Source organism: Cellulomonas sp. ATA003 (assembly GCF_031582905.1).
Taxonomy (GTDB): domain Bacteria; phylum Actinomycetota; class Actinomycetes; order Actinomycetales; family Cellulomonadaceae; genus Pengzhenrongella.
Genome location: NZ_CP133990.1, coordinates 1,858,057 through 1,879,217, shown reverse-complemented (window position 1 = coordinate 1,879,217; position 21,161 = coordinate 1,858,057). Strand labels below are relative to the sequence as shown.

Genomic DNA, 21,161 nt, shown 5'->3' with positions numbered 1-21,161 from the left:
GATGTCTACCGCTGCCGTCGGGGAGCCGCCACCGGGACCGCCAGGGGTGGCGTCGCAGGTCAGCCGCGGTGCGCGGCACCGGTCAGGCGCGGTGCCAGTCCCCGGACTTCCCGCCGGTCTTGGCGAGCAGCCGGACGTCGGCGACGGACGTGCCCTTGTCCATGCCCTTGACCATGTCGACGACCGCGAGCGCGGCGACGCTGACGGCGGTCAGCGCCTCCATCTCGACACCGGTGCGGTCGGCGGTGCGCACGGTCGCGGTGACCTGGACGCCGTCGTCGTCGATCTCGAGGTCGACGGTGACGCCGTGCACGCCGATGACGTGCGCGAGCGGCAGGAGCTCGGCCGTGCGCTTGGCCGCGCTGATCCCGGCGATGCGGGCGACCGCGAGGACGTCACCCTTCGGGACGTCACCGGCGCGCAGCGCCGCGACGACGTGCGGGGCGCAGCGCACCGTGCCGGACGCGGTGGCCGAGCGCACGGTCGGCTGCTTCGCCGTGACGTCGACCATGCGCGCGTGCCCGGCGCCGTCGAGGTGCGTGAAGGTCATCGGTCCACCCGCATGACGCGCACCCTATCCCCGGGCTCGACCTGCTCGACGTCGGCCGGCACGACGGCCAGGGCGTGGGCGCGGGCCAGCCCGGCCACGAGGTGGGAGCCGGACCCACCCCGGACGGCCCGGCGGGCACGGAGGCCGTCCGGACCGGCCGCCAGGGTCACCGGCATGTACTGCTCCCGGCCGACGGGGTGCGCCACCCGTCGACGACGACCGCGATCCCGTCGCTGCCCGGGGCGCCGCCCTCGTCGCCGCCCGAGCTGCCGTGGCCCCCGTCGTCGGACGGCACGGCGAGACCACGCAGCCGGTGCAGGACCGGCCGGACGAACACGTGGAAGGACACGAACGCGCTCACCGGGTTGCCGGGCAGCGCGAGCACCGGCGTCCCGCCGGGCAGCCGCCCGATCCCCTGCGGCTTGCCCGGCTGCATCGCGACGGCGACGAACTCCATGCCGGCGTCGTCGGCGAGGACCTCCTTGACGACGTCGTACGCGCCCATGCTCACGCCGCCGGAGGAGATGACGGCGTCCACGCGCTCGTCCGGCGGGGCGTCGTCCCAGCCGGCGAGGAGGGCGCGCAGCGTCGGGGCGTCGTCGGGCACCGCGCCGAGGCGGACGGCGTCGCACCCCGCGGCCCGCACCAGCGCGGCCAGGAGGTAGGAGTTGGAGTCCGGGATCTGCCCACGGCGCAGCGGCTGCCCGGGCGTGACGAGCTCGCTGCCGGTGGACAGCACGGCGACCCGCGGGCGCCGGTGCACCGCGAGCGTGCCCCGGCCGACCGACGCCGCGGCCGACACCTGCGCCGGGCCGAGCAGCGCGCCGGCCGCCAGGACCGGGTCGCCGGCGGCGAGGTCCTCCCCGGCGCGGCGCACGTGCGCGCCGGGTGCGGCCGGCGCCGTGACGAGGACGTGGACGGTGCCGCCGTCGGTCACCTCGACCGGGACGACGGCGTCGGCGCCGGGCGGCACGGGGGCGCCGGTCATGATCCGGGCGGCCGTCCCGGCGGTCACCTCGGGCTCGGCCTCGCTGCCGGCGGGCAGGTCGGCGAGGACCCGCAGACCGACCGGACTGTCCGCGGTGGCGGCCGCGACGTCCGCGGCCCGCACCGCGTACCCGTCCATCGCGGAGTTGTCCCACCGCGGCAGCGCCTCGGGGGCGACGACGTCCTCGGCGAGCACGAGCCCGTCGGCCTCCGCGATCGGGACGTGGGTGACGGGCAGCGGTCGGACGAGCGCCAACGCCGCCCTGCGGTGCTCGGGCACGGTGCGCACGGGGTACCTCCGGGACGTCGGGTGGTGGGTGCAGGTGGGCTGCGGGGCTACGGGTTGCGGGGCTGCGGGTTGCGGGGCTGACGGAGGACGGGGTCAGTAGGTGGGCAGGGTCGGGTCGACGTCGGCGACCCATGCGAGCACCCCGCCTGCCAGGTGCCGCACGTCGTCGTACCCGGCGGCGCGCAGGGCGCGCGCTGCCTGCTCGGAGCGGGCGCCGCTGCGGCAGTGCAGCACCAGCGGGACGTCGCGTGGCAGGTCGGCGCGCCCCTCGAGGACCGTCGCGAGCGGTGCGCTCACCGCCCCCGGGACGGCGACCACGGCGCGCTCCCCGGGCTCGCGGACGTCGACCAGGAGGAAGTCGTCGGTGCCCCCGTCGCGCGCGGTGAGGCGGTCCGCGAGCTCGCGGGCGGTGAGGGTCGGGACGGCGTGGGAGTCCGCCGCGTCGTCGGGTGCGGGACCGGTCACGGGCGGCGCCGGGTCGGCCGCGGCCCCGGACGCCGCGCGGGCCGGGTCGCCCACCAGCGGCACCTCCGACCAGCGGGACGCGAGCCCGTCGAGGACGAGCACACGCCCGAGCAGCGGCTCCCCGATCCCGACGACGAGCTTGACCGCCTCGGCCGCCATGACCGACCCGACCTGCCCGCACAGGGCCCCGAGCACACCACCCTCCGCGCACGACGGCACGCTGCCCGGCGGCGGCGGTGCCGGGAACAGGTCGCGCAGCTGGACGGCCGGGACGCCGTCGGGCGGACGCCCCCAGAACACCGAGACCTGGGCGTCGAACCGGTACACCGAGGCCCACACCTCCGGCAGGCCCAGCCGCACGCACGCGTCGTTGACCGCGTAGCGGGTCGGGAAGTTGTCGGTGCCGTCGATCACGAGGTCGTAGCCGGTGAGCACCGCGTCGACGTTGTCGGGGGTGAGACGCAGCCGGTGCACGACCACGTCCACGCCCGGGTCGAGCGCGTGCACGGCGTCGCGCGCGCTGTCCACCTTGGGACGCCCGACGTCGTCCGTGCCGTGCAGCACCTGGCGCTGGAGGTTGCTCAGCTCGACGTCGTCGTCGTCGACCACGCCCAGATGACCGACCCCCGCGGCCGCGAGGTAGGACAGCACGGGTGCACCCAGTCCCCCGGCGCCGACCACGCAGATGCGGGCCGCCGCCAGGCGGCGCTGCCCGACCTCGCCCACCTGCGGGAGCAGCAGGTGCCGCGACCAGCGCTGCACCTGCGCGGACGTCAGCGGCGGGCCGGGCGGGACCAGCGGGGGCAACGGCACCACGTCAGCCTAGGTGCGGTCCGGTGATGGAGCGCCTCACCCCAACGTGCGCTGCCGCGCCTGCGGACGCCAGGGGTTCTGGACGCCGCACGTGCGTAGACTTGCCCGGTGCCGACGTACCGCATCCGCGACGCCGCCGACCTGCTCGGCGTGAGCGATGACACCGTGCGACGCTGGGCCGAGGCCGGCCGACTCCCCACGACGACGGACGACGCGGGCCGGCAGGCCGTCGACGGCGCCGTCCTCGCCGCCTTCGCGCGTGAGCTCGCCGCGCCGACGTCGTCGGCCGCCCCCACGACGACCGCCGCAGCCCTCACGACGCGCCACTCGGCGCGGAACCGGTTCACGGGCCTGGTGACGCGAGTGGTGCGGGACGCGGTGATGGCGCAGGTCGACATCCAGGCGGGCCCGCACCGGGTGGTCTCCCTGATGAGCCGCGAGGCCGCCGACGAGCTGGGCCTCGAGCCCGGGGTGCTGGCGACGGCCTCGGTCAAGGCGACCGCCGTGTCGGTCGAGCGGGGCTGACCGGTGCCCGGGCGGCTCACCGTGCTCGCGGTGGCGGCGGCGGTGACCATGCTGGCCGGTGCCGCGCTCCAGGTCAGCGGTGGGCCCACGAACCCGGCTGGTGCCGGGGGTGACGCGCGCGGCGCCGGCGGCGACGAACGTGGGGCCGCGTCGGGACAGGTGCTGACGGTGGTCGCGGCCGCCTCGCTCGGTGAGGCGTTCGAGGTGCTGGCGGACGGGTTCGAGTCCGCGCACCCGGGGCTGACCGTGCGCCTGAGCCTCGGACCGAGCCAGGCGCTCGCTGCCCAGGTCGCCGCGGGCGCCCCGGCCGACGTCCTCGCGACCGCCGACCCCGCGACCATGGCGATCGCCGTCGAGGCGTGGCCGGGGACGACGCCGGTCGTGTTCGCGCGCAACCGGGTCGCCCTCGCGGTCGCCCCCGGCGCCGACGTCGACTCCCTCGCCGACCTCACCCGGGTGCCGTTCGCGCTGTGCCGGCCCGAGGTGCCGTGCGGCGCCGCCGGTGAGCGGGTGCTCGCCGCGGCGGGCGTCACCGCCGACCCGGTCACCTTCAGCACCGACGTGGCCGCGGTCCTCACCCAGGTGGTGTGGGGGCAGGTCGACGCGGGGCTGGTCTACGCCTCCGACGTGCGCCCGACGGCGCCGGTCGTCCAGCGGGGCCGGGTGCGGGCCGTCGCGGTGCCGGACGACCTGAACTCGGTCTCCACCTACCCCGTCGCCGCCCTGCCCGACGCCACCGTGCCCGCGCTCGCCCGGGCGTTCGTCGACCACGTCCTGTCCGACGACGGCGCCCGCGTGCTCGCCGACGCCGGGTTCATGCCGCCGTGAGCCGGCGCGCCGGCAGGACATCGGGCGCCGGCCGGGGTGCGGGACTGCTCGTCGCTGTCCCGGCCGCCATCGGGCTCGCGTTCCTCGCCCTGCCGCTCGCCGGTCTGCTGGTCGAGGCGCCGTGGGGTGACCTCGACGTGCTGGCCACCGCCGAGGTGCGCCAGTCCCTCGGGCTGTCGCTGTGGACGTCGACCCTCTCCGCCGCCCTGTCGGTGGTCCTCGGAGTGCCGCTGGCGTGGTACCTGGCCCGTGGTCGCAGCCGCTGGACCCGGGTCGTCCGTGGTGTCGTCACGCTGCCGCTCGTCCTGCCCCCGGTCGTGGGCGGTGTCGCGCTGCTCGCGGTGCTCGGCCGCGGCGGACCGGTCGGCGGGTGGCTGGACCGGTGGGGCGTCACGCTCGCGTTCACGCCGGCCGCCGTCGTGCTCGCCCAGCTGTTCGTCGCGATGCCGTTCCTCGTCGTGACCGTGGAGGGTGCCCTCCGCGGGTCGGACGGCCGGCTCGAGCAGGCGGCGGCGACGCTCGGGGCGTCCCGCGTCACGACGCTGCGGCGGATCACGCTGCCGCTCGTCGCGCCGTCGGTCGCGGCGGGGGCGGTGCTCGCGTGGGCGCGGGCGCTCGGCGAGTTCGGCGCGACGGTCACATTCGCCGGGAGCTTCCCCGGGCGCACGCAGACCTTGCCGCTCAGCGTCTACCAGGCGCTCGGCCGCGACCCGGACGCCGCCCTCGCGCTCAGCCTCGTGCTGCTCGGGGTGTGCCTCGCGGTGATCGTCCTGCTGCGCGACCGCTGGCTGCGGTGACCCCGCACGGCGGCAACTGGCAGCAACCGATTGCCACGGTGATGCCGCATGGACTCCACTAGGGACATGTCCTCGTGCAGAGCGGCCCGGACGACAGCGGCCCGCGGCGCGACGACGCTCCGGTCGCACCAGGTCCGCGCGACCGGTCGACCCCGCCTACCCCGCACCGAGCCGGCGTGGACGGACACCGCTCGATCCGACCGATCGGACCGCGCGGACGCACGCACCGCGGCCCCCGCGCACGAGGGTCCGCTGCCGACATCACAGTCCAGGTGAGGGAGTCCCGATGAGCACACCCACAGCGCGTACGACGGCAGGGGCCGCCATGGCCCCGGTCGTGACCATCTTCGAGCACTACGGAGCGGGCGCGGCGGAGGTCGGCGCCATGGTCGCCGAGGCGCTCGGCCTGCCGTTCCATGCGCAGGCGTTCACCTCCCAGGAGCTGGAGGCCGGTGAGGACGCCGGTCTGGAGCGCAACGCCGTGCTCTCCACCGTCTACTCCGCGATGGGCGGCGCGTACGGCGGCTTCGAGGGCCGGGACGTCGTGACGACGCAGCAGCAGAAGTACGACCTCGTCATGGACAACAACCGCTCGCTGTGGGCCAGCGCTGAGGCCGGCGGCGTCATCGTCGGCCGGAACGGCGCCGTGGTCCTCGCGACCCGGCCGAACACCGTGCACGTGCTCCTCACCGGGTCCGTCGAGGACCGTGTCGCCCGCGCGGCCAGGACCGCTGGCATCTCCCCGGAGCGCGCCGCCGAGCGGCAGGTGCGCGAGGACGAGGTCCGGGCCCGGATGTCGACCGTGCTGTACGGGTGGGATCCCCGTCTGCCCGACCGCTACGACGTCGTCTTCAACACAGGCCGCATCCCGCTGGACGCCGTGGCCCAGGCCATCGTCCAGGCCGTGAAGGTGGGAACCCGGTGAGCACCCACGACAGCGCCACGTCCCCCTCAAGGAGCCCTCGCATGAACGCCGTCACGTCGCCCGACACCCCGGTCGCCCCGAGAACGCTGACCCTGCGCAACTACCTGGCGTACGCCGCCGGGGACGCCGCGAACAACCTCTCGTTCACCATGGCGGGGATGTTCCTCATCCTCTACTACACGAACGTCGTGGGGGTCGAGGGAGCCGTCATCGGGACGATGTTCCTCGTCGTCCGCTTCGTGGACGCGGTGACCGACCTGGCCGTCGGGCGTGCCATCGACGCCAAGCGACCGGGCAGGCTCGGCAAGTTCAAGCCGTTCATCCTGTGGTTCTCGTTGCCGCTGCTGCTCTCGAGCATGGCGATCTACTCCGCCCGGACGTTCTTCCCGGACATCTCCGGCGGTGCGGCGGTCGCCTACATGTACGTCACCTACCTGGCGATGGGGTCGATCTTCTACACGCTCGTGAACATCGCGTACGGCTCCATGGCGCCGGCGATCACCCAGAACCCGGTCGAACGCGGCAAGCTCGCCGCGTTCCGCGGCTACGGCGCCGCGATCGCGGTCCTCGCACTTGCGTTCATCATCGCGCCGCAGATCCGCGAGAACATCGAGAACCCGCTGGAGCTCCAGCAGTCGCTGTTCATCACCACGGCCGCCTTCGTGGTCGTCGGCATGGCGCTGTACCTGTTCCTCGTCTTCAACACCGAGGAGCAGGTCAGCCGCCCGACCACTCCCGTGTCGCTGCGCGACAGCCTGGAGAACTCTCACCACGAACAAGCCGCTGCTGCTGCTCTCGCTCGGCGCGGTCCTGTTCCTCACCGGCATCACCGCGTTCAGCACCCTCGGGTCCTACATCGCCATCTACGTCCAGCAGGACGCCGCGTACATCGCCTGGAACACCCTCGCCCAGACGCTCGCACTCTTCGTCGTCGGCCCCCTGATCCCGACCGTCGTGCGCACGATCGGCAAGCGCGTCGGCTACATCGTGTTCGGCCTCTTCAGCCTCCTCGGCGCGGCCGTGCTGGCGTTCGCCCCGCTCGGAGCGCAGCCGTGGCTGGGCCTGGTCGCCTTCTTCCTCATCGGCATCGGGCTCAACGGGGTCAACACCCTCATGTGGGCACTGGAGGCGGACACCGTCGAGTACGGCGAATGGAAGACCGGCAACCGGACCGAGGGCACGACCTACGCGGTGTTCTCCTTCACCCGCAAGATGGGCCAGGCGCTGGGTGGGTTCGTCGGCGGGTTCGCGCTCACCTTCGCCGGCTTCAGCGCAGCCCTGGCCTCGTCCGGGGACTCGCAGGAGCCGGGGGTGTCGGAGAACATCCAGCTCTACGCGGGTGGCCTCATCGGTGCCTTCACGCTGCTGTCCCTCGCGGTGATGTTCTTCTACCCGCTCACCGAGGAGAAGTTCCGCGAGATCTCCGCCGAGATCACCGCCCGACGTGCGGCGCCGACGCCGCGCTGACGCCGCTCGGCTCGGCGGCCGATGCCGGCCGCTGACCTCCATCGGCCCGTGCGGGAGTGGTCGTGCTCCGCGTGCAGCAGCTCACGAGCTGTGCACCCGGGGCACGACCACTCCCGTCGGGCCGTACCCGTCCGTGCGTGGAATCCGCTGCCGAGCCGGGTTCACCCACCGCAGCGCAGGCGAGAGAGTGCACCGGCCGAGACCGTCGCCCTACGGTCGATCGACCAGCACCTGTTCGCGATCGCCACCCGCTGACCCAGCACACGAGACGTGAGACTCCGGCTGTCCACGCGGCGGTGCCCACGCCACAGCTCGGGTATCGGCACGTGGCATGAGCCCCTGCAGTGGGTACCGAGAGCGGCCCGTGTGCTCGATCGTGAGGACGCGATCGGCGGTACGGAGTCGCAGCGCCAGCTCCTGCCGAGCGAGTCCTGCCGCGTGCTCACGCGGGCCGCGACGGCGTCCGACGTCGGGCGTCCTCGTCGCGAGTCCCACCGACCTCGTCGCCGTCGGGTCGTCCCACGACCTCCGGCCCGGTCACCCGCAGCGTGCGGCTCTGCCAGCGGACCGCAGACACACGTCGGCCGGCGGCCTCCCCACGAGGGGAAGCCGCCGGCCGGTGAGCGGGGCTGCGTCAGGCGGGGCGCACGGGGAACGTGCCCTCGTCGCGGATGCGGGCGTTGAGCAGGTCGAGGTACTGCTGGTCGTCGAACTGCAACGGGACCTCCTGGCCGGTCCAGTCGGACAGGTGGATCGCGTTGGCGAGCCGGACGCCGTTGATGCCGTCGGCACCGGGCGCGATGAGCGGGGTGCCGTCGAGGATGTTGAGCGCGAAGTTCTCCAGCACGTCGGAGTGCTGCTGCCCGAACGGCGACTCGAGCTCGATGGTCTCCTGCGTGTACAGCGTGTCGAAGTCCACACCACCCATGAACAGCTTCATGACGTCGTCCATGTCCATGCTCGCGCTGAGCTCGGCCTCCGGCTTGCGCAGCCGGGTCACGATGGCCCGCTTGCTGCCCTCGACGACGATCTTGCCCTGGTCGCCGAGGATCTCGAACCGGTCGGTGCCATCGATGTCGTAGGTGCAGGTGACGAAGGTGCCGGTGGCACCGTCGGCGTACTCGACGAACGCCGTGACGTCGTTCTCGACCGCGATGTCACGGTTCACGCCGTAGCCGAGCTTGGCGTACACCTTCTCCGGGACGCCGCAGATCCACTGCCACAGGTCGAGCTGGTGCGGTGCCTGGTTGACGAGCACGCCGCCGCCCTCGCCGCCCCACGTCGCGCGCCAGGCGCTGGAGTCGTAGTAGCCCTGCGGCCGCCACCAGGTGGTGATGATCCAGTTGCTCCGGCGGATCCGCCCGATCTCGCCGTTCTCGACGATCTCCTTCAGCCGCTGGTAGAGCGGGTTCATCCGCTGGTTGAACATGATCCCGAAGGTGAGCTCGGGCTTCGTCGCCGCGAACTCGATGAGCTCGTTCGCCTGGCGGGTGTAGACCCCGGCCGGCTTCTCGACGAGCGCGTGGATGCCCGCCTCGAGCGCCGCGATGCCCATCTCGGGGTGGAGGAAGTGCGGGACGGTCGTCACGACGGCGTCGACGTCACCGGACGCCAGCATCGCGCGCCAGTCCTCGTGCACGGCCACGCCCGGGTACGTCGCGCGGACCGCGTCGCGCTTGGCCGGGTCCGTGTCGCAGATGGCGCCGATGGTCATGTGGGGCACCCGGCCCTCGCTGATCAGCTTGGCGTACATGCCGCCCTGCTGACCGAGACCGATGATGCCGAGCCGGACGGTGTCCGCCATGGAGTGCTCCTTCGTCAGGTGGGATTGCGCCGAAACCATCCACGCAGGGCGCCACCGGTCCTGCAAGCGGTTGCCTCAAGTTGCCAGCCCCGCCGCCGGTCCGGAGGCGTCGCCGTGGCGGGCCGGCGTGGCAACACAGCGCAATCGGTTGCCATCTCTGCGGCGCCACTCCTAGCGTCTCACCAACGGCTCCCCGGATCCGGCTGCGGCCGGCGTCCCGTGGAGCGCCGCCGAGTGCCCCTTCCCCTTCCTGGAGGACGACGACGATGTGGGTCATGTCCGGTTTCGCCGACGAGATCGACCCGGACCCCGAGACGCAGTGCGCCGTGCTCGCCGACCTGGGCATCCGTCACCTGGAGTTCCGCAGCGCCTGGGACGTGAACGTCCTGGACCTGACCGACGAGCAGGTGGTCGAGGTCAGGCGCATCCTCGACGCGCACGGGATCGGTGTGTCGTCCATCGGGTCGCCGATCGGCAAGATCAACGTCACCGACGACTTCGATGAGCACCTGCGCCGCATGGACCGCGCCGTCGAGGTCGCGCAGATGCTCGGCGCCCCGTACATCCGGGTGTTCTCCTTCTTCCTCACGGCCGACCAGCGCCCCGAGGACCACCGCGACGAGGTCGTGCGCCGCATGAGCGCGTTGGCCGAGAAGGCCGCGGCGGGCGGCGTCGTGATGGTTCACGAGAACGAGAAGGACATCTTCGGCGACCTTCCCGAGCGGGTGCACGACCTGGTCACGGCCGTCGACTCCCCGCCCTGCGACTCGCGTGGGACGCGGCCAACTACGTCCAGTGCGGCGTCGTGCCGTTCCCCGACGCCTACACGCTCCTGCGCCCGTACACCGACTACATCCAGATCAAGGACGCCGTGCTCGCGACCGGCGAGGTCGTGGCCGCCGGTGAGGGTGACGGTCGCCTGCGCGAGACGGTCCGCGCCCTGGCCGACGACGGCTACGAGGGCTTCGTGTCGATGGAGCCGCACCTGGCCTCGGCTCATCCTCTGGGAGGGTTCTCGGGGCCGGACAACTTCGTCCGGGCCACCCGAGCCTTCACGGCCATCCTCGACTCCGAAGGGGTCCTCTACCGATGAGGTTCGCACTTGTCGGGTCCGGCGTCATCGCCCCGACCCACGTCCGCGCGTTGCTGGAGCTGGCGGGCCGCGCCGAGCTCGTCGTCTGCTCCGACGTCGTCCCCGCGCGCGCCGAGGCCCTGGCGAGCGAGTTCGGGATCAAGGCCGCGCCCTATGAGGACGTCCTCGCCGACCCGACCATCGACGCCGTCACGGTCTGCACGCCCAGCGGCCTGCACGCGGAGGTCGGCGTGCCGGCGCTCCTCGCCGGCAAGCACGTCGTCGTCGAGAAGCCGATGGAGGTCACGCTCGAGGCGTGCGACCGCCTGCTCGCCGCGCAGGCGCAGTCCGGCGCGACGCTCGCCGTGATCTCCCAGCACCGCTTCGACGCCGCGTCGCAGATCGTCAAGGCGGCGGTCGACGACGGCGACCTCGGCCGCCTCGTCCTCGCCGAGGCGCGGGTGCCGTGGTACCGGACCCAGGAGTACTACGACTCCGGCGAGTGGCGCGGCACGTACGCGCTGGACGGTGGCGGCGCGCTGATGAACCAGGGCATCCACACGATCGACCTGCTGCGCTGGACCTGCGGACCGGTGCGGACCGTCTACGCCCAGGCCCGCACTGCCGCACACGAGCGCATCGAGGTCGAGGACGTCGTCTGCGCGACCGTGGAGTTCGCGAACGGCGCGGTCGGCACGATCATGGCGTCGACCGCGGCCTACCCCGGTTTCCCCGCACGCCTCGGCGTGCACGGCACCCGCGGTGGCGCCGTGATCGAGGGCGACCGGCTCGCGACCTTCGCGACCGTCGACGGCGTCACGCGCGCCGGTGAGGCGGCCAACGCCCACGCCGTACAGGTCGCGACCGGCGGCACGCGCGCCGCGACGAAGGCGGTCGACGAGTCCGTGGTCGCGGGTGCGGCCACCGTCGGCTCGCCCGCGGATGTCTGGGGCCAGGCGCACCGGGCCCAGCTGCTCGACTTCATCGACGCCGCGGAGCAGGGCCGCCGGCCGCTGGTCGACGGCGCCGAAGGGCGCAATGCCGTCCAGCTCGTGCAGGCGATCTACGAGTCCGCGCGCACCGGCGTCCCGGTCACCCTCTGACCAACCGCACGTCCCCGGCGGGCCACCCGGCGCCCGCTCCCCGCACCGACACATCTCGAGGAGAAGAACCCCCATGGCACAGATCGGCGTCCAGGCCAGCACCATCAAGAGCAAATTCACCGAGCTCGGCACCTTCGAGACGCTGAAGAAGGTCAGCGACCTCGGTTACCACGCCATCGAGATCTCCCAGGTCCCGATGACGCCCGAGAACGTCGCCGACATGCGCCGCGCGCAGGACGAGCTCGGCCTGCGGATGGCCGCTCTCTCGGCGAGCCTGACGCCGCAGATGGGCGGCACCGAGTCGCTGACGACGACGTTCGACAAGATCGTCGCCGACTGCAAGGCGCTCGACACCACGATGGTCCGGATCGGCATGCTGCCGTTCGAGGCGATGGGCTCGCTCGACCTCGTGGTCGACTTCGCCGGTCGTGCGGACGAGGCCGCCAAGGCCCTGGCCGCCGAGGGCATCGACCTCTACTACCACAACCACCACGTCGAGTTCGCGAAGTTCGACGGCCGGTTCATGCTCGACGTCATCGCCGACACCGCGCCCGACCTGGGCATGGAGATCGACGTGCACTGGGCCCACCGTGGCGGGCAGGACCCTGTCGCGACGCTCGCCCAGCACGCCGGCCGCGTGAAGCTCGTGCACCTCAAGGACTACCGGATCGGGACGATGCCGCCGGCGGTCATGGAGATGATCGCCGCCGGTGACTTCGCCGGGGTCATGGGCGCCTTCAAGGACGTCGTGCAGTTCGCCGAGGTCGGCCAGGGCACCCTCGACTGGCCCGCGATCGTCGAGCAGGCGCTCACCAGCGGGGCGGAGTACCTGTTCGTCGAGCAGGACGACACCTACGGCCGCGACCCGTTCGAGTCGCTCGCGATGTCCCGGGACCACCTCGTCTCGCTCGGGTACTCGCACCTGTTCTGAGCAGTCCTCTCGATCAACCGTGCAGCACCCCTGCCGCCCAGTACCCCTGCCGTCCAGCACCCATGGAGGTCGACGACGTGACCGTGCCCCACCCGACCCAGCCGGCCCTCGGCGCCCGCACCAGCCCGATCCTGCGGATCGACGGCCTCGAGTTCAAGGACCTCAACGGCAACGGCCGGCTCGACCCGTACGAGGACTGGCGCCTGCCGGTCGCCGAGCGGGTCGCGGACCTGCTGCCGCGGATGAGCGTCGAGGAGAAGGTCGGGCTCCTGCTCATCACGTCGCACTACATGGGCACCTCGAAGATCATCGGCGACGCCGAGCAGGGCATCCTCAACACCCACGAGAAGTGGTCGGACACCAACTTCTGGGCCGCCGAGACGTCCTCCACGCGGCACTTCGACCCGCCGGTCCTCGACTACACCGGCTCCCACCGGGCAATCGCCGAGCTGGGCCTGCGGTACCTCATCGTCCGGGACAACCCGACGTCGTTCGACCTCGCGACCTGGACGAACGCGCTGCAGGAGCTGGCGGAGTCGACGCCGCTCGGGATCCCCGCGGTGCTCGTGAGCAACCCGCGGAACCACGTCTCGAGCTACAAGCTGTTCGGCATCGCCGAGGCGGCCGACCAGATGTCGCAGTGGCCCGGCGAGCTCGGCCTGGCCGCCACGCAGGACGCTGACCTCGTCGAGGAGTTCGGCCGCCTCGCTGCCCGGCAGTGGCGCGCGGCCGGTATCACCAAGGGCTACATGTACATGGCGGACATCGTCACCGAGCCGCGCTGGTCGCGCGCCAACGGCACGTTCGGGGAGAACCCGGAGCTCGCGGCGGCGATGATCGCGGCGGTGACCCGCGGCTTCCAGGGCGAGACCCTCGGAAGGCACTCCGTGTCGCTGACCACCAAGCACTTCCCCGGCGGCGGCCCGCGCGACCGCGGGCACGACCCGCACTTCGAGCACGGCCGCTTCCAGCCGTACCCGACCGAGGGCAGCCTGCACCGCTATCACCTGCCGGTCTTCCAGGCCGCCATCGACGCCGGGACGACGTCCGTCATGCCGTACTACGCGATGACGACGAACGCGATGTCGGCGCAGCAGCTGCGCGGGGGCCGCGCGTTCGAGGAGGTCGGCTTCGCCTACGACAAGCACCTCATCACCGACGTCCTGCGCGGTGAGATGGGCTTCACCGGCTACGTGAACTCCGACACCGGCATCTCGACCGGCATGCCGTGGGGCGTGGAGTCGCTCTCCCGGCCGGAACGCTTCGGCAAGGCGATCGACGCCGGCGTGAACGCGTTCGCGGGCGACGGCAACCCCCAGCCGCTGCTGGACGCCGTCGCACAGGGCCTGGTCTCGCACGAGCAGCTCGACCGCAACGCCGCGTACCTGCTCGCGGAGATGTTCTCCCTGGGCCTGTTCGAGAACCCGTACGTCGACCCGGATGCCGCGCAGGCGATCGCCGAGGACCGCGAGATTCAGCGGCTCGCCGACTCCGCGCACCGTCGCTCGCTCGTCCTGCTGCGCAACGACCGCGGCGTCCTGCCGCTGGCCGCGGAGAGCACTGTGCCCGCCGGGCAGGCCGACCAGGTGGGGCAGGCCGCGCAGGTGGGGCAGGCTGAGCAGGTGGGACAGGCCGCAGCCGCCGTGCGCCTCTACGTCGAGGTCTTCGCCGGGGAGGACTCGGCACAGACCTCCGAGCAGGTCACCCGTGAGGTCGTCGAAGCGCTCGGCGACGGCTCCGGGATCGCCGTCGTCTCGTCCCCGGACGACGCCACGCACGCGCTGCTGTGGCTGCGGCCGATGATCTCGCTGCTCAACGACCGTCCCGACACCGAGCTGTCGCTGGCCGTGGACGGCGAGACCGGCGTGGACGTGGACCGCGTGCTCGAGCTCGAGAACCAGCTGCCCACCGTCCTCGCGGTCGACTTCGCCAACCCCTGGCTCCTCGACCGGGTCGCGCCCGGTGCGGCGGCCGTCGTGGCCACGTTCAGCGTGCTGACCGATGCGCTCGTCGACCTGGTCCGCGGCGCCGCCACGCCGAGCGGGCGGCTGCCCTTCACACTGCCGGCCGACGAGGCCGCGGTCGACGGCAAGCACTCCGACATCCCCGGAGCAGACGAGTCGTACGGTTACGCGTACACCGACGCCACGGGCGCCGACTACGTCTTCGGGTACGGCCGCAGCGGCTTCTGACGCGGGCGGCGACCGACCCTGACGACCCCGGCGGCACTGCCGCCGGGGTCGCGGTGCGCCCGCCACGCGGGGGCACGGACCATGCCGCGTGCCCCCGTTGAGGCGTCGCCTACCCGCCGAGCTCCTCGGCCCGGGCGAGCACCGCCTCACGCAGCGCCTGGTTCGCGACGAGGTCCGGCGCCAGGAAGCCGAGCACGCGCTCCACGGACTCCGCCAGCGAGCCGCCGGCCAGCGCGTGCACGTCCTCGGCGCGCGCGTCCTTGACCGGCGCGCCGGTCCCCCGCAGGTGCACGACCCAGGCGCCCAGCGCCCGGGTGGCCCCCGGCGGCACGCGGCCGGCGGCGAGCTCCGCGCGCAGCGTCGGCAGGATGCGGACGGGGAGCTTCTGCGAGCCGTCCGCCGCGATCTGCGCGAGCGCGTGCCGGATCGCCGGGTTGCCGAACCGGTCCAGCAGCGCCGCGCGGTACGCCGCGACGTCGTCGTCGGGAAGGGTGAGGTAGGTGGAGGCCTCGGACCACCACTCCTCGACCCAACCACGCAGGACGTCGTCGCCGATCGCCTCGGCGACCGTCTCGTGGCCGCGGATCGTGCCGGCGTAGGCCAGGAGCGTGTGGGCGCCGTTGAGCAGCCGGAGCTTGCGCTGCTCGAAGGGCTCGACGTCGTCGACGACGTGCGCACCGGCGGCGTCCCACGCGGGCCGACCGGCGGCAAAGGTGCCCTGGATGACCCACTCGCTGAACGGCTCGGTGGGCACCGGGGCGGCGTCGGCGAGGCCCGTCGCCTCGAGGACGACCGCGCGGTGCTCGTCGGTCGTCGCGGGCGTGATCCGGTCGACCATCGTCGTGGCGAACTCCACGTGCTCGGCCACCCACGCCGCGAGCGACGGGTCGACGGCGCTGACGAGATCGGCGACCACGGTCGCCAGCGCGGGGCCGTTCTCCGGCAGGTTGTCGCACGGGACGATCGTGAGGGCGCCGGCACCCGCGCTCCGGCGGGCCAGCAGTCCGGCGACGAGCCGGCCCGGGGTCGTCCGGACCGGCGCCGACGGGTCGGCACCCAGCGCGGCGATGTCCGCGCGGACGTCGTCGCGGCCGGTGTCGAGGTGGCCGTCCGGGCCGCGCAGGTAGCCCGCCTCGGTGACGGTGAGCGTCACGATCACGACGTCGGGCGAGGACCAGTAGCCCAGCCACGCGGCGTGGTCGTCGGAGCGGTGGACGGCCGAGACGCTGCCGATGACGTCGAACGTGTCGCCGTCGGCGGCCCGGGTGACCAGCGTGTACAGGCCGTCCTGCGGCTCGAGCGCGTCGGCGACCGCCGGGGACCTGCCGGTGAAGGCCGCGATGCCCCACGCGGACGCGTCGGGGGCGCGGTCGGTGTACCAGGCCTGGTGCGCGCGGAAGAAGTTCCCCACGCCCACGTGGACGATGCGCACGGGGGCGGCAGGACGGTCGGGGACCACCGCGCGGGACAGGCGGGTCCCCGTGGCGGGGGTCGGGCTCGTGGTGGTCACAGCTTGAACGCCTCTCGGGGGCAGGTGACGACGAGGTCGACGGCGGTCTCGAGCGCCTCGTCCATCGTCAGCCGGTGGTCGGCGACCAGCTCGGCGAGGAAGCCGGAGTCCATCCGGCGGTTGGTGTCGTGGCGGGCCGGGATCGACAGGAACGCGCGGGTGTCGTCGATGAAGCCCGACGTCCGCGAGAAGCCGGCGGTCTCGGTGACGGCGCGGCGGTAGCGGGCGATCGCGTCCGGCGCGTCGATGAACCACCACGGCGCGCCGACGTAGACCGACGGGTAGAACCCGGCCAGCGGGGCGAGCTCGCGCGAGTACACCGTCTCGTCGATGGTGAACAGGACGAGCTGGAAGTTCGGGGCGGTGCCGAACGCCTCCAGCATCGGCTGCAGCGCGTTGGTGAACTCGACCGCCATGGGGATGTCCGCGCCGACGTCCGCTCCGTAGGCCTCGGCCGTCGGGCCGTGGTGGTTGCGGCGCACGGCGGGGTGCAGCGTCATGACGAGGCCGTCCTCGGCGGCCATCCGCGCCTGCTCGAACATGAGGTGGCGGCGCAGCGCGTCGCCCTCGTCCGGCGTCACGGTCGCCTGCCGCGCCGCGGCGTAGAGGCGCTCGGCCTCGTGCGGCTCGAGCGGCTCGACCCGCGCGTCACGGTGGGAGTGGTCCGTGGACACGGCGCCGTTCGCCCCGAAGTACGACCGGCGCTCGGCCATCGCCCGGACCCAGCCGGCCAGCGTGCCGGTGTCGACCCCGGCCACGTCACCGAGCCTGTCGACGAGCCCGTTCCACGCCGGGGTGGCCGGCTCCAGGTACTTGTCCGGCCGGAACGTGGGCACGACGCGCCCGTGCCACGACGGGTCCTGGGCGAGCGAGCGGTGGTGCGCGAGGTCGTCACAGGGGTCGTCGGTGGTCGCCAGCACCTCGATGCCGAACCGCTCGTACAGCGCACGCGGCCGGAAGTCCGGGGTGGACAGCGCGGCCTGGATCGCGTCGTAGATGTGGTCTGCCGTGGCGGCGGACGGGACGACGTCGATCCCGAAGACGTCCACGAGCTCGGACTCGAGCCAGAACTTCACCGGGGTGCCCCGGTAGGCCTTCCAGTGCGTGCACAGCAGACGGAACGCCTCCCGCCGGCCCACGTCGGTGAGCTCGTGGCCACCCACCCCGAGGTCCGCCAGGGACACCCCCTGGGCGTGCAGCATCCGGGTCATGTAGTGGTCGGGCGTGAGCAGCAGCGAGGTGGGATCCGTGAACGGCACGTCGTCCGCCAGCCACTGCGGCGGCACGTGGCCGTGCGGCGAGATGATCGGCAGGTCGCGGACCGCGGCGTACAGCTTGCGCGCGATCCGACGCGTCGTGGGGTCGGCCGGCAGCAGCCGATCCGGGTGCAGGGTCAGCGAAGGCATGGGCCCCATCGTCCGGGGGCCGGTGGGCGACGGCAATCGGTTGCGCGGTGTTGCCTCGCCTGGTTGCCCGTCCCCGGGCCCGAGGGGCAGGGTGACACCATGACCTCCAGCCTGGACTCCGCCGTGCCGTCTGCCGTGCCGTCCGCGGTGCCGTCCGCTGATGCCGCCCGCGCCCGGATGATCGGCGGACCCGGCTCCGTCCTGACGCCCGACGAGGTGACGACCTTCGTCACCGAGTCGCTCGCCGACGCCGATCTGGACGGCCGGAGCGTCTGCCTCGTCATCCCGGACGGCACCCGCTCGAGCCCGCTCCCCTGCTCCTCTCCGCGATCCACGGCGCCCTGGTCGGCCGGGTCACCAAGCTCACCGCGGTCATCGCGCTGGGCACCCACCAGGCGATGACCGACGCCCAGATCGCCAAGCACCTCGGCCTGGGCGACGACGGCGTCGAGGGCACCTACCCCGGGATGACCGTCCTGAACCACGAGTGGTGGGACCCGGACACGTTCACGTCGGTCGGCCGGATCAGCGCCGAGCGCGTGCGCGAGCTGTCCGAGGGGCGCCTCGCGGTCGACGCGGACGTCCGGCTCAACCGCCACGTCGTCGAGCACGACGTCGCGCTCGTCGTCGGGCCGGTTTTCCCGCACGAGGTCGTGGGTTTCTCCGGCGGCAACAAGTACTTCTTCCCCGGCGTCGCCGGCCAGGAGATCATCGACCTCACGCACTGGGTCGGCGCACTCATCACCAGCGGCGAGATCATCGGCACCCGGGGCATCACCCCGGTCCGGGCCCTCATCGACGAGGCAGCGTCCCTGCTCCCGAGCCGCCGGCTCGCGCTCTGCGTCGTCGCGCAGTCCGGGACGACCGACCTGCACGCCGCTGCGTTCGGTGCCCCCGAGGACGCCTGGGCCGCCGCCTCCGGCGTCTCCGCCGAGACCCACGTCCAGTACCTCGACGCGCCGGTCAAGCGCGTGGTCTCGATCATCCCGAGCAAGTACGAGGACATCTGGACCGGCGCCAAGGGCTTCTACAAGCTCGAGCCCGTCGTCGCCGACGGCGGCGAGGTCATCCTCTACGCCCCGCACATCACCGAGATCTCCGTGACCCATCAGGAGATCTACCAGATCGGCTACCACTGCCGCGACTACTTCGTGAAGCAGTGGGACCGTTTCAAGGATGTCCACTGGGGGTCCTGGCGCACAGCACCCACCTGCGGGGCAGCGGCACCTACGACGACGTCGACGGCGAGCGCTGCCGAGTCGACGTCACCCTGGTCACCGGCATCCCACGCGAGAAGGTGCTGGGCGCCAACCTCGGGTACATCGCGCCGGAGGACTTCGACCTGGCCGCCTACGAGGCGGACCCGGAGACGTTCGTGGTGCCGAACGCCGGTGAGGTGCTGTTCCGCCTGCGCTGACGGGAGCCGACGGGCGCTGCGGGCGCTGACGCGCACCGACGGGCACCGACCGGCGCCGGTCGGTCGCGGCGGCTACCGCCGCGGTCGCCCGGTCGACCCGCGCACGACGAGCCGGGTCGGGAGGACGAAGGCCTCGTCGCTGCGCGGCAGCGCACCGCGGATCATCGCGAGGACGTTCTTGACCGCCGTGGTGCCCATGGTCCGTCCCGGCGAGGCGACGGTCGTCAGGCCCGGCGAGACCAGCTCCGCCGCCATGATGTTGTCGAACCCGATGACGCTGACGTCCTGCGGCACCCGGACGCCGGCACCGGCGAACGCCTGCATGAGGCCGATCGCGACGAGGTCGTTGTAGGCGACCACGGCCGTGGGCAGGTGGTCGAGCATGCTCAGCGCGGCGGTCCTGCCCCCTCCACCGTCGGCGCGACCGGTCCGGCCCGCCGGGTGTGCAGATGGAGCTCGAGTCCCGCCTCGCGCATCGCGCGCCAGCGCATGCCGTCCGCCCAGGAGGCCTCCGGGCCGGCGACGTAGGTGACCGACTCGTGGCCGAGCTGGCCCAGGTGCTCCACGGCGCGCCGCATGCCGCGGGGGTTGTCGGTGACGACGCTCGGGATGCCGACCAGGTGCCGGTTGAGCACGATCGTCGGCTTCTGCTTCGCCACCATCTGCAGCGTCGAGTCGGACATGCGCGAGCTGCCGATGACGATGCCCTCGACGACCGGGAGGACCCGTTCGAGCCCTTCACGCTCGAGGACGTGCGACTCGCGGGCGTCGGCCAGCACGACCGTGTAGTCCACCTCGGACGCCGCGATCTGAGCACCCCGGATGAGATCGGCGTAGAAGGGGTTCGTCACGTCCGAGATCATCAGCGCCAGCATGTGCGTCTTGGACGTGGACAGCGCCCGGGCGAGCGGGTTCACGCGATAGCCGAGCTCGGCGGCGGCGGTGCGGATCCGGTCCGCCGTCTCGGCGTTGACCCGCCCGGGCCGGGCGAAGGCACGCGAGACCGTCGACGGCGCCACCCCGGCGAGCCGGGCGACGTCGTAGATCGTCACGTTCTTGCGAGCCTTCGCCGGGGCACCATGGGCGGTCGGCACGGTCGCGGCGTCGTCCGGCACGCCGTCGTCGCGCCCCGCCTCCTCGCGCACCGCCTCATCGCGCACGGAGTCCACGCGCGTGGCGTCCTTGCGCACGGCGTCGTCGCGCACCGGGTCGTCGCCCACCTCGTCGTCGGACACGCCGTCACGCTAGGCAGCGCCTGACCGCGGTGGCAAGCGCTTGTCGCCCGCCCGGTGCTGCCGAGCGGTCCGGCTGCGGCGACGGACGACGACCGGCGTGTGCCCGCGGCTGCCCGCCGCCGTCCCACCGGCAGGCGGCCGACGGGATGTCAGGCCGGGGGCGCGGCGATCTGCGCGGCGAGGTGGCCGGCGCCGTACCCGTTGTCGATGTTGACGACGGCGACGCCGGGAGCGCACGCGTTGAGCATGGTGAGCAGGGGGCGAGCCCGGCGAACGCGGCGCCGTAGCCGACCGACGTGGGGACGGCCACCACGGGAGCGGCCACCAGGCCCGCGACGACCCCGGGCAGCGCGCCGTCCATCCCCGCCACGACGACGATGGCCCGCGCGGACCGCAGGAGGTCCAGGTGCCCCAGGATCCGGTGCAACCCGGCCACTCCGACGTCGACCACCAGCTCCGTCGCGCGCCCCAGATGTGCGGTGGTGAGCTGCGCCTCGCGCGCGACCGCGAGATCCGACGTGCCCGCCGCGACGACGACGACGAGCCCACCGGCCGGTTCGGGCGGCTCACCCGGCCAGGCGACGATCCGGGCGTCGGCGTCCCAGCGCGCCCCCGGCAGTGCGGTGAGCAGGGGTTCGACCTGGTCGGGCCGGACCCGGGTGAACAGCGTGCGCGCGTCCCGCGCGCGGATGTCGGCGGCGATGCCCACGGCCTGGCCGACGGTCTTGGCCTCGCACAGCACGGCCTCGGGGTACCCGCGCCGGGCGTCGCGGTCGTGGTCGAGCTCGGCGAAGTCGGTGAGGGCCTTCGGTGCGGTCCAGGCGTCGTTCACCGTGCGGTGCCCG

Annotated in this window: 20 protein-coding genes and 3 pseudogenes; 13 read left to right on the top strand and 10 right to left on the bottom strand. The window is 73.1% G+C overall.

Annotated elements, in window-relative coordinates:
• Window positions 1-82: 82 nt before the first annotated feature.
• From moaC to REH70_RS09135, 4 genes are all read right to left on the bottom strand, one after another.
• A complete protein-coding gene (gene moaC, locus REH70_RS09150) occupies window positions 83-550 on the bottom strand; it encodes a cyclic pyranopterin monophosphate synthase MoaC (RefSeq protein ID WP_310753861.1) in 468 nt (155 codons plus the stop codon).
• Window positions 547-726, bottom strand: coding sequence for a hypothetical protein (locus tag REH70_RS09145; protein WP_310753860.1), 180 nt, complete (start codon window positions 724-726; stop codon window positions 547-549). The genes moaC and REH70_RS09145 overlap by 4 nt, the downstream gene beginning before the upstream one ends.
• The gene (gene glp, locus REH70_RS09140) at window positions 717-1,826 is read right to left on the bottom strand and encodes a gephyrin-like molybdotransferase Glp (protein WP_310753859.1); all 1,110 of its coding nucleotides are present in this window, start codon (window positions 1,824-1,826) and stop codon (window positions 717-719) included. Before glp ends, REH70_RS09145 begins: the two co-directional genes overlap by 10 nt.
• Before the next feature lie 93 nt (window positions 1,827-1,919).
• On the bottom strand, window positions 1,920-3,104 hold the full coding sequence (locus tag REH70_RS09135; RefSeq protein ID WP_310753857.1) for a ThiF family adenylyltransferase: 1,185 nt from the start codon (window positions 3,102-3,104) through the stop codon (window positions 1,920-1,922).
• 108 nt (window positions 3,105-3,212) lie between these two features.
• On the opposite strand from REH70_RS09135, the gene REH70_RS09130 reads away from it, so the two are divergent.
• The 6 genes and pseudogenes from REH70_RS09130 (at window position 3,213) to REH70_RS09110 (ending at window position 7,646) form a co-directional block, all read left to right on the top strand.
• Window positions 3,213-3,629, top strand: coding sequence for a TOBE domain-containing protein (locus REH70_RS09130; RefSeq protein WP_310753856.1), 417 nt, complete (start codon window positions 3,213-3,215; stop codon window positions 3,627-3,629).
• A gap of 3 nt (window positions 3,630-3,632) precedes the next feature.
• Window positions 3,633-4,457 (top strand): molybdate ABC transporter substrate-binding protein, encoded by an 825-nt coding sequence (gene modA / locus REH70_RS09125; protein WP_310753855.1) that lies wholly within the window; start codon window positions 3,633-3,635, stop codon window positions 4,455-4,457.
• Window positions 4,454-5,254, top strand: a complete 801-nt coding sequence (locus tag REH70_RS09120; protein WP_310753854.1) for an ABC transporter permease — start codon at window positions 4,454-4,456, stop codon at window positions 5,252-5,254. Before modA ends, REH70_RS09120 begins: the two co-directional genes overlap by 4 nt.
• Window positions 5,255-5,540: 286 nt before the next feature.
• A complete protein-coding gene (locus REH70_RS09115; protein ID WP_310753852.1) occupies window positions 5,541-6,179 on the top strand; it encodes a cytidylate kinase-like family protein in 639 nt (212 codons plus the stop codon).
• 41 nt (window positions 6,180-6,220) lie between these two features.
• Window positions 6,221-6,856 (top strand): annotated as a pseudogene (locus tag REH70_RS20595) (MFS transporter); the annotation flags it as partial.
• On the top strand, window positions 6,753-7,646 hold the full coding sequence (locus REH70_RS09110) for an MFS transporter (protein ID WP_310753851.1): 894 nt from the start codon (window positions 6,753-6,755) through the stop codon (window positions 7,644-7,646). The pseudogene REH70_RS20595 and the gene REH70_RS09110, both read left to right, overlap by 104 nt.
• A 634-nt stretch (window positions 7,647-8,280) precedes the next feature.
• Here the strand turns inward: REH70_RS09110 and REH70_RS09105 are convergent.
• The gene (locus REH70_RS09105; RefSeq protein ID WP_310753850.1) at window positions 8,281-9,450 is read right to left on the bottom strand and encodes a Gfo/Idh/MocA family oxidoreductase; all 1,170 of its coding nucleotides are present in this window, start codon (window positions 9,448-9,450) and stop codon (window positions 8,281-8,283) included.
• A 266-nt stretch (window positions 9,451-9,716) separates the two neighbouring features.
• On the opposite strand from REH70_RS09105, the pseudogene REH70_RS09100 reads away from it, so the two are divergent.
• The 5 genes and pseudogenes from REH70_RS09100 to REH70_RS09080 form a co-directional block, all read left to right on the top strand.
• Window positions 9,717-10,148: pseudogene (locus tag REH70_RS09100) on the top strand (sugar phosphate isomerase/epimerase family protein); the annotation flags it as partial.
• Between the two features lie 107 nt (window positions 10,149-10,255).
• Window positions 10,256-10,543, top strand: coding sequence for a hypothetical protein (locus REH70_RS09095; RefSeq protein WP_310754507.1), 288 nt, complete (start codon window positions 10,256-10,258; stop codon window positions 10,541-10,543).
• Window positions 10,540-11,625, top strand: coding sequence for a Gfo/Idh/MocA family oxidoreductase (locus REH70_RS09090; RefSeq protein WP_310753848.1), 1,086 nt, complete (start codon window positions 10,540-10,542; stop codon window positions 11,623-11,625). The genes REH70_RS09095 and REH70_RS09090 overlap by 4 nt, the downstream gene beginning before the upstream one ends.
• A gap of 73 nt (window positions 11,626-11,698) precedes the next feature.
• Window positions 11,699-12,556 (top strand): sugar phosphate isomerase/epimerase, encoded by an 858-nt coding sequence (locus REH70_RS09085; protein WP_310753847.1) that lies wholly within the window; start codon window positions 11,699-11,701, stop codon window positions 12,554-12,556.
• A gap of 77 nt (window positions 12,557-12,633) precedes the next feature.
• The gene (locus REH70_RS09080) at window positions 12,634-14,748 is read left to right on the top strand and encodes a glycoside hydrolase family 3 N-terminal domain-containing protein (protein WP_310753845.1); all 2,115 of its coding nucleotides are present in this window, start codon (window positions 12,634-12,636) and stop codon (window positions 14,746-14,748) included.
• A 109-nt stretch (window positions 14,749-14,857) separates the two neighbouring features.
• Here REH70_RS09080 and REH70_RS09075 read toward each other — a convergent pair whose 3' ends face one another.
• Together REH70_RS09075 and uxaC are read right to left on the bottom strand one after the other, a co-directional pair.
• Complete coding sequence (locus tag REH70_RS09075; protein WP_310753844.1) at window positions 14,858-16,258, bottom strand: mannitol dehydrogenase family protein; 1,401 nt, start codon at window positions 16,256-16,258, stop codon at window positions 14,858-14,860.
• The gene (gene uxaC, locus REH70_RS09070) at window positions 16,255-17,664 is read right to left on the bottom strand and encodes a glucuronate isomerase (RefSeq protein ID WP_310753843.1); all 1,410 of its coding nucleotides are present in this window, start codon (window positions 17,662-17,664) and stop codon (window positions 16,255-16,257) included. The genes REH70_RS09075 and uxaC overlap by 4 nt, the downstream gene beginning before the upstream one ends.
• Window positions 17,665-17,763: 99 nt before the next feature.
• Here uxaC and REH70_RS09065 point away from each other — a divergent pair, with 99 nt between their 5' ends.
• Window positions 17,764-18,066: a hypothetical protein gene (locus REH70_RS09065; RefSeq protein ID WP_310753842.1), complete on the top strand. Its 303-nt coding sequence runs from the start codon at window positions 17,764-17,766 to the stop codon at window positions 18,064-18,066.
• Window positions 18,063-18,335, top strand: a pseudogene (locus tag REH70_RS09060) (lactate racemase domain-containing protein); the annotation flags it as partial. The gene REH70_RS09065 and the pseudogene REH70_RS09060, both read left to right, overlap by 4 nt.
• Before the next feature lie 818 nt (window positions 18,336-19,153).
• Here REH70_RS09060 and REH70_RS09055 read toward each other — a convergent pair.
• Genes REH70_RS09055 through larB form a run of 3 tightly spaced genes read right to left on the bottom strand, consistent with a single transcriptional unit; the run spans window position 19,154 to window position 21,148 of the window.
• Window positions 19,154-19,465, bottom strand: a complete 312-nt coding sequence (locus tag REH70_RS09055; protein WP_396134701.1) for a substrate-binding domain-containing protein — start codon at window positions 19,463-19,465, stop codon at window positions 19,154-19,156.
• Window positions 19,466-19,467: 2 nt separating this feature from the next.
• Entirely contained in the window at window positions 19,468-20,316 is an 849-nt protein-coding gene (locus REH70_RS09050; RefSeq protein ID WP_310753841.1) for a LacI family DNA-binding transcriptional regulator, read from the bottom strand.
• A gap of 4 nt (window positions 20,317-20,320) precedes the next feature.
• Window positions 20,321-21,148: a nickel pincer cofactor biosynthesis protein LarB gene (gene larB, locus REH70_RS09045; protein WP_310753840.1), complete on the bottom strand. Its 828-nt coding sequence runs from the start codon at window positions 21,146-21,148 to the stop codon at window positions 20,321-20,323.
• Window positions 21,149-21,161 lie beyond the last annotated feature (13 nt).

Coding starts and splice junctions, on each gene's coding strand:
- uxaC (WP_310753843.1), bottom strand. CDS start 17,664: ATGCCTTCGCTGACCCTGCACCCGGATCGGCTGCTGCCGGCCGACCCC.
- REH70_RS09105 (WP_310753850.1), bottom strand. CDS start 9,450: ATGGCGGACACCGTCCGGCTCGGCATCATCGGTCTCGGTCAGCAGGGC.
- REH70_RS09090 (WP_310753848.1), top strand. CDS start 10,540: ATGAGGTTCGCACTTGTCGGGTCCGGCGTCATCGCCCCGACCCACGTC.
- REH70_RS09085 (WP_310753847.1), top strand. CDS start 11,699: ATGGCACAGATCGGCGTCCAGGCCAGCACCATCAAGAGCAAATTCACC.
- REH70_RS09065 (WP_310753842.1), top strand. CDS start 17,764: ATGACCTCCAGCCTGGACTCCGCCGTGCCGTCTGCCGTGCCGTCCGCG.
- REH70_RS09145 (WP_310753860.1), bottom strand. CDS start 726: ATGCCGGTGACCCTGGCGGCCGGTCCGGACGGCCTCCGTGCCCGCCGG.
- REH70_RS09115 (WP_310753852.1), top strand. CDS start 5,541: ATGAGCACACCCACAGCGCGTACGACGGCAGGGGCCGCCATGGCCCCG.
- moaC (WP_310753861.1), bottom strand. CDS start 550: ATGACCTTCACGCACCTCGACGGCGCCGGGCACGCGCGCATGGTCGAC.
- REH70_RS09055 (WP_396134701.1), bottom strand. CDS start 19,465: ATGCTCGACCACCTGCCCACGGCCGTGGTCGCCTACAACGACCTCGTC.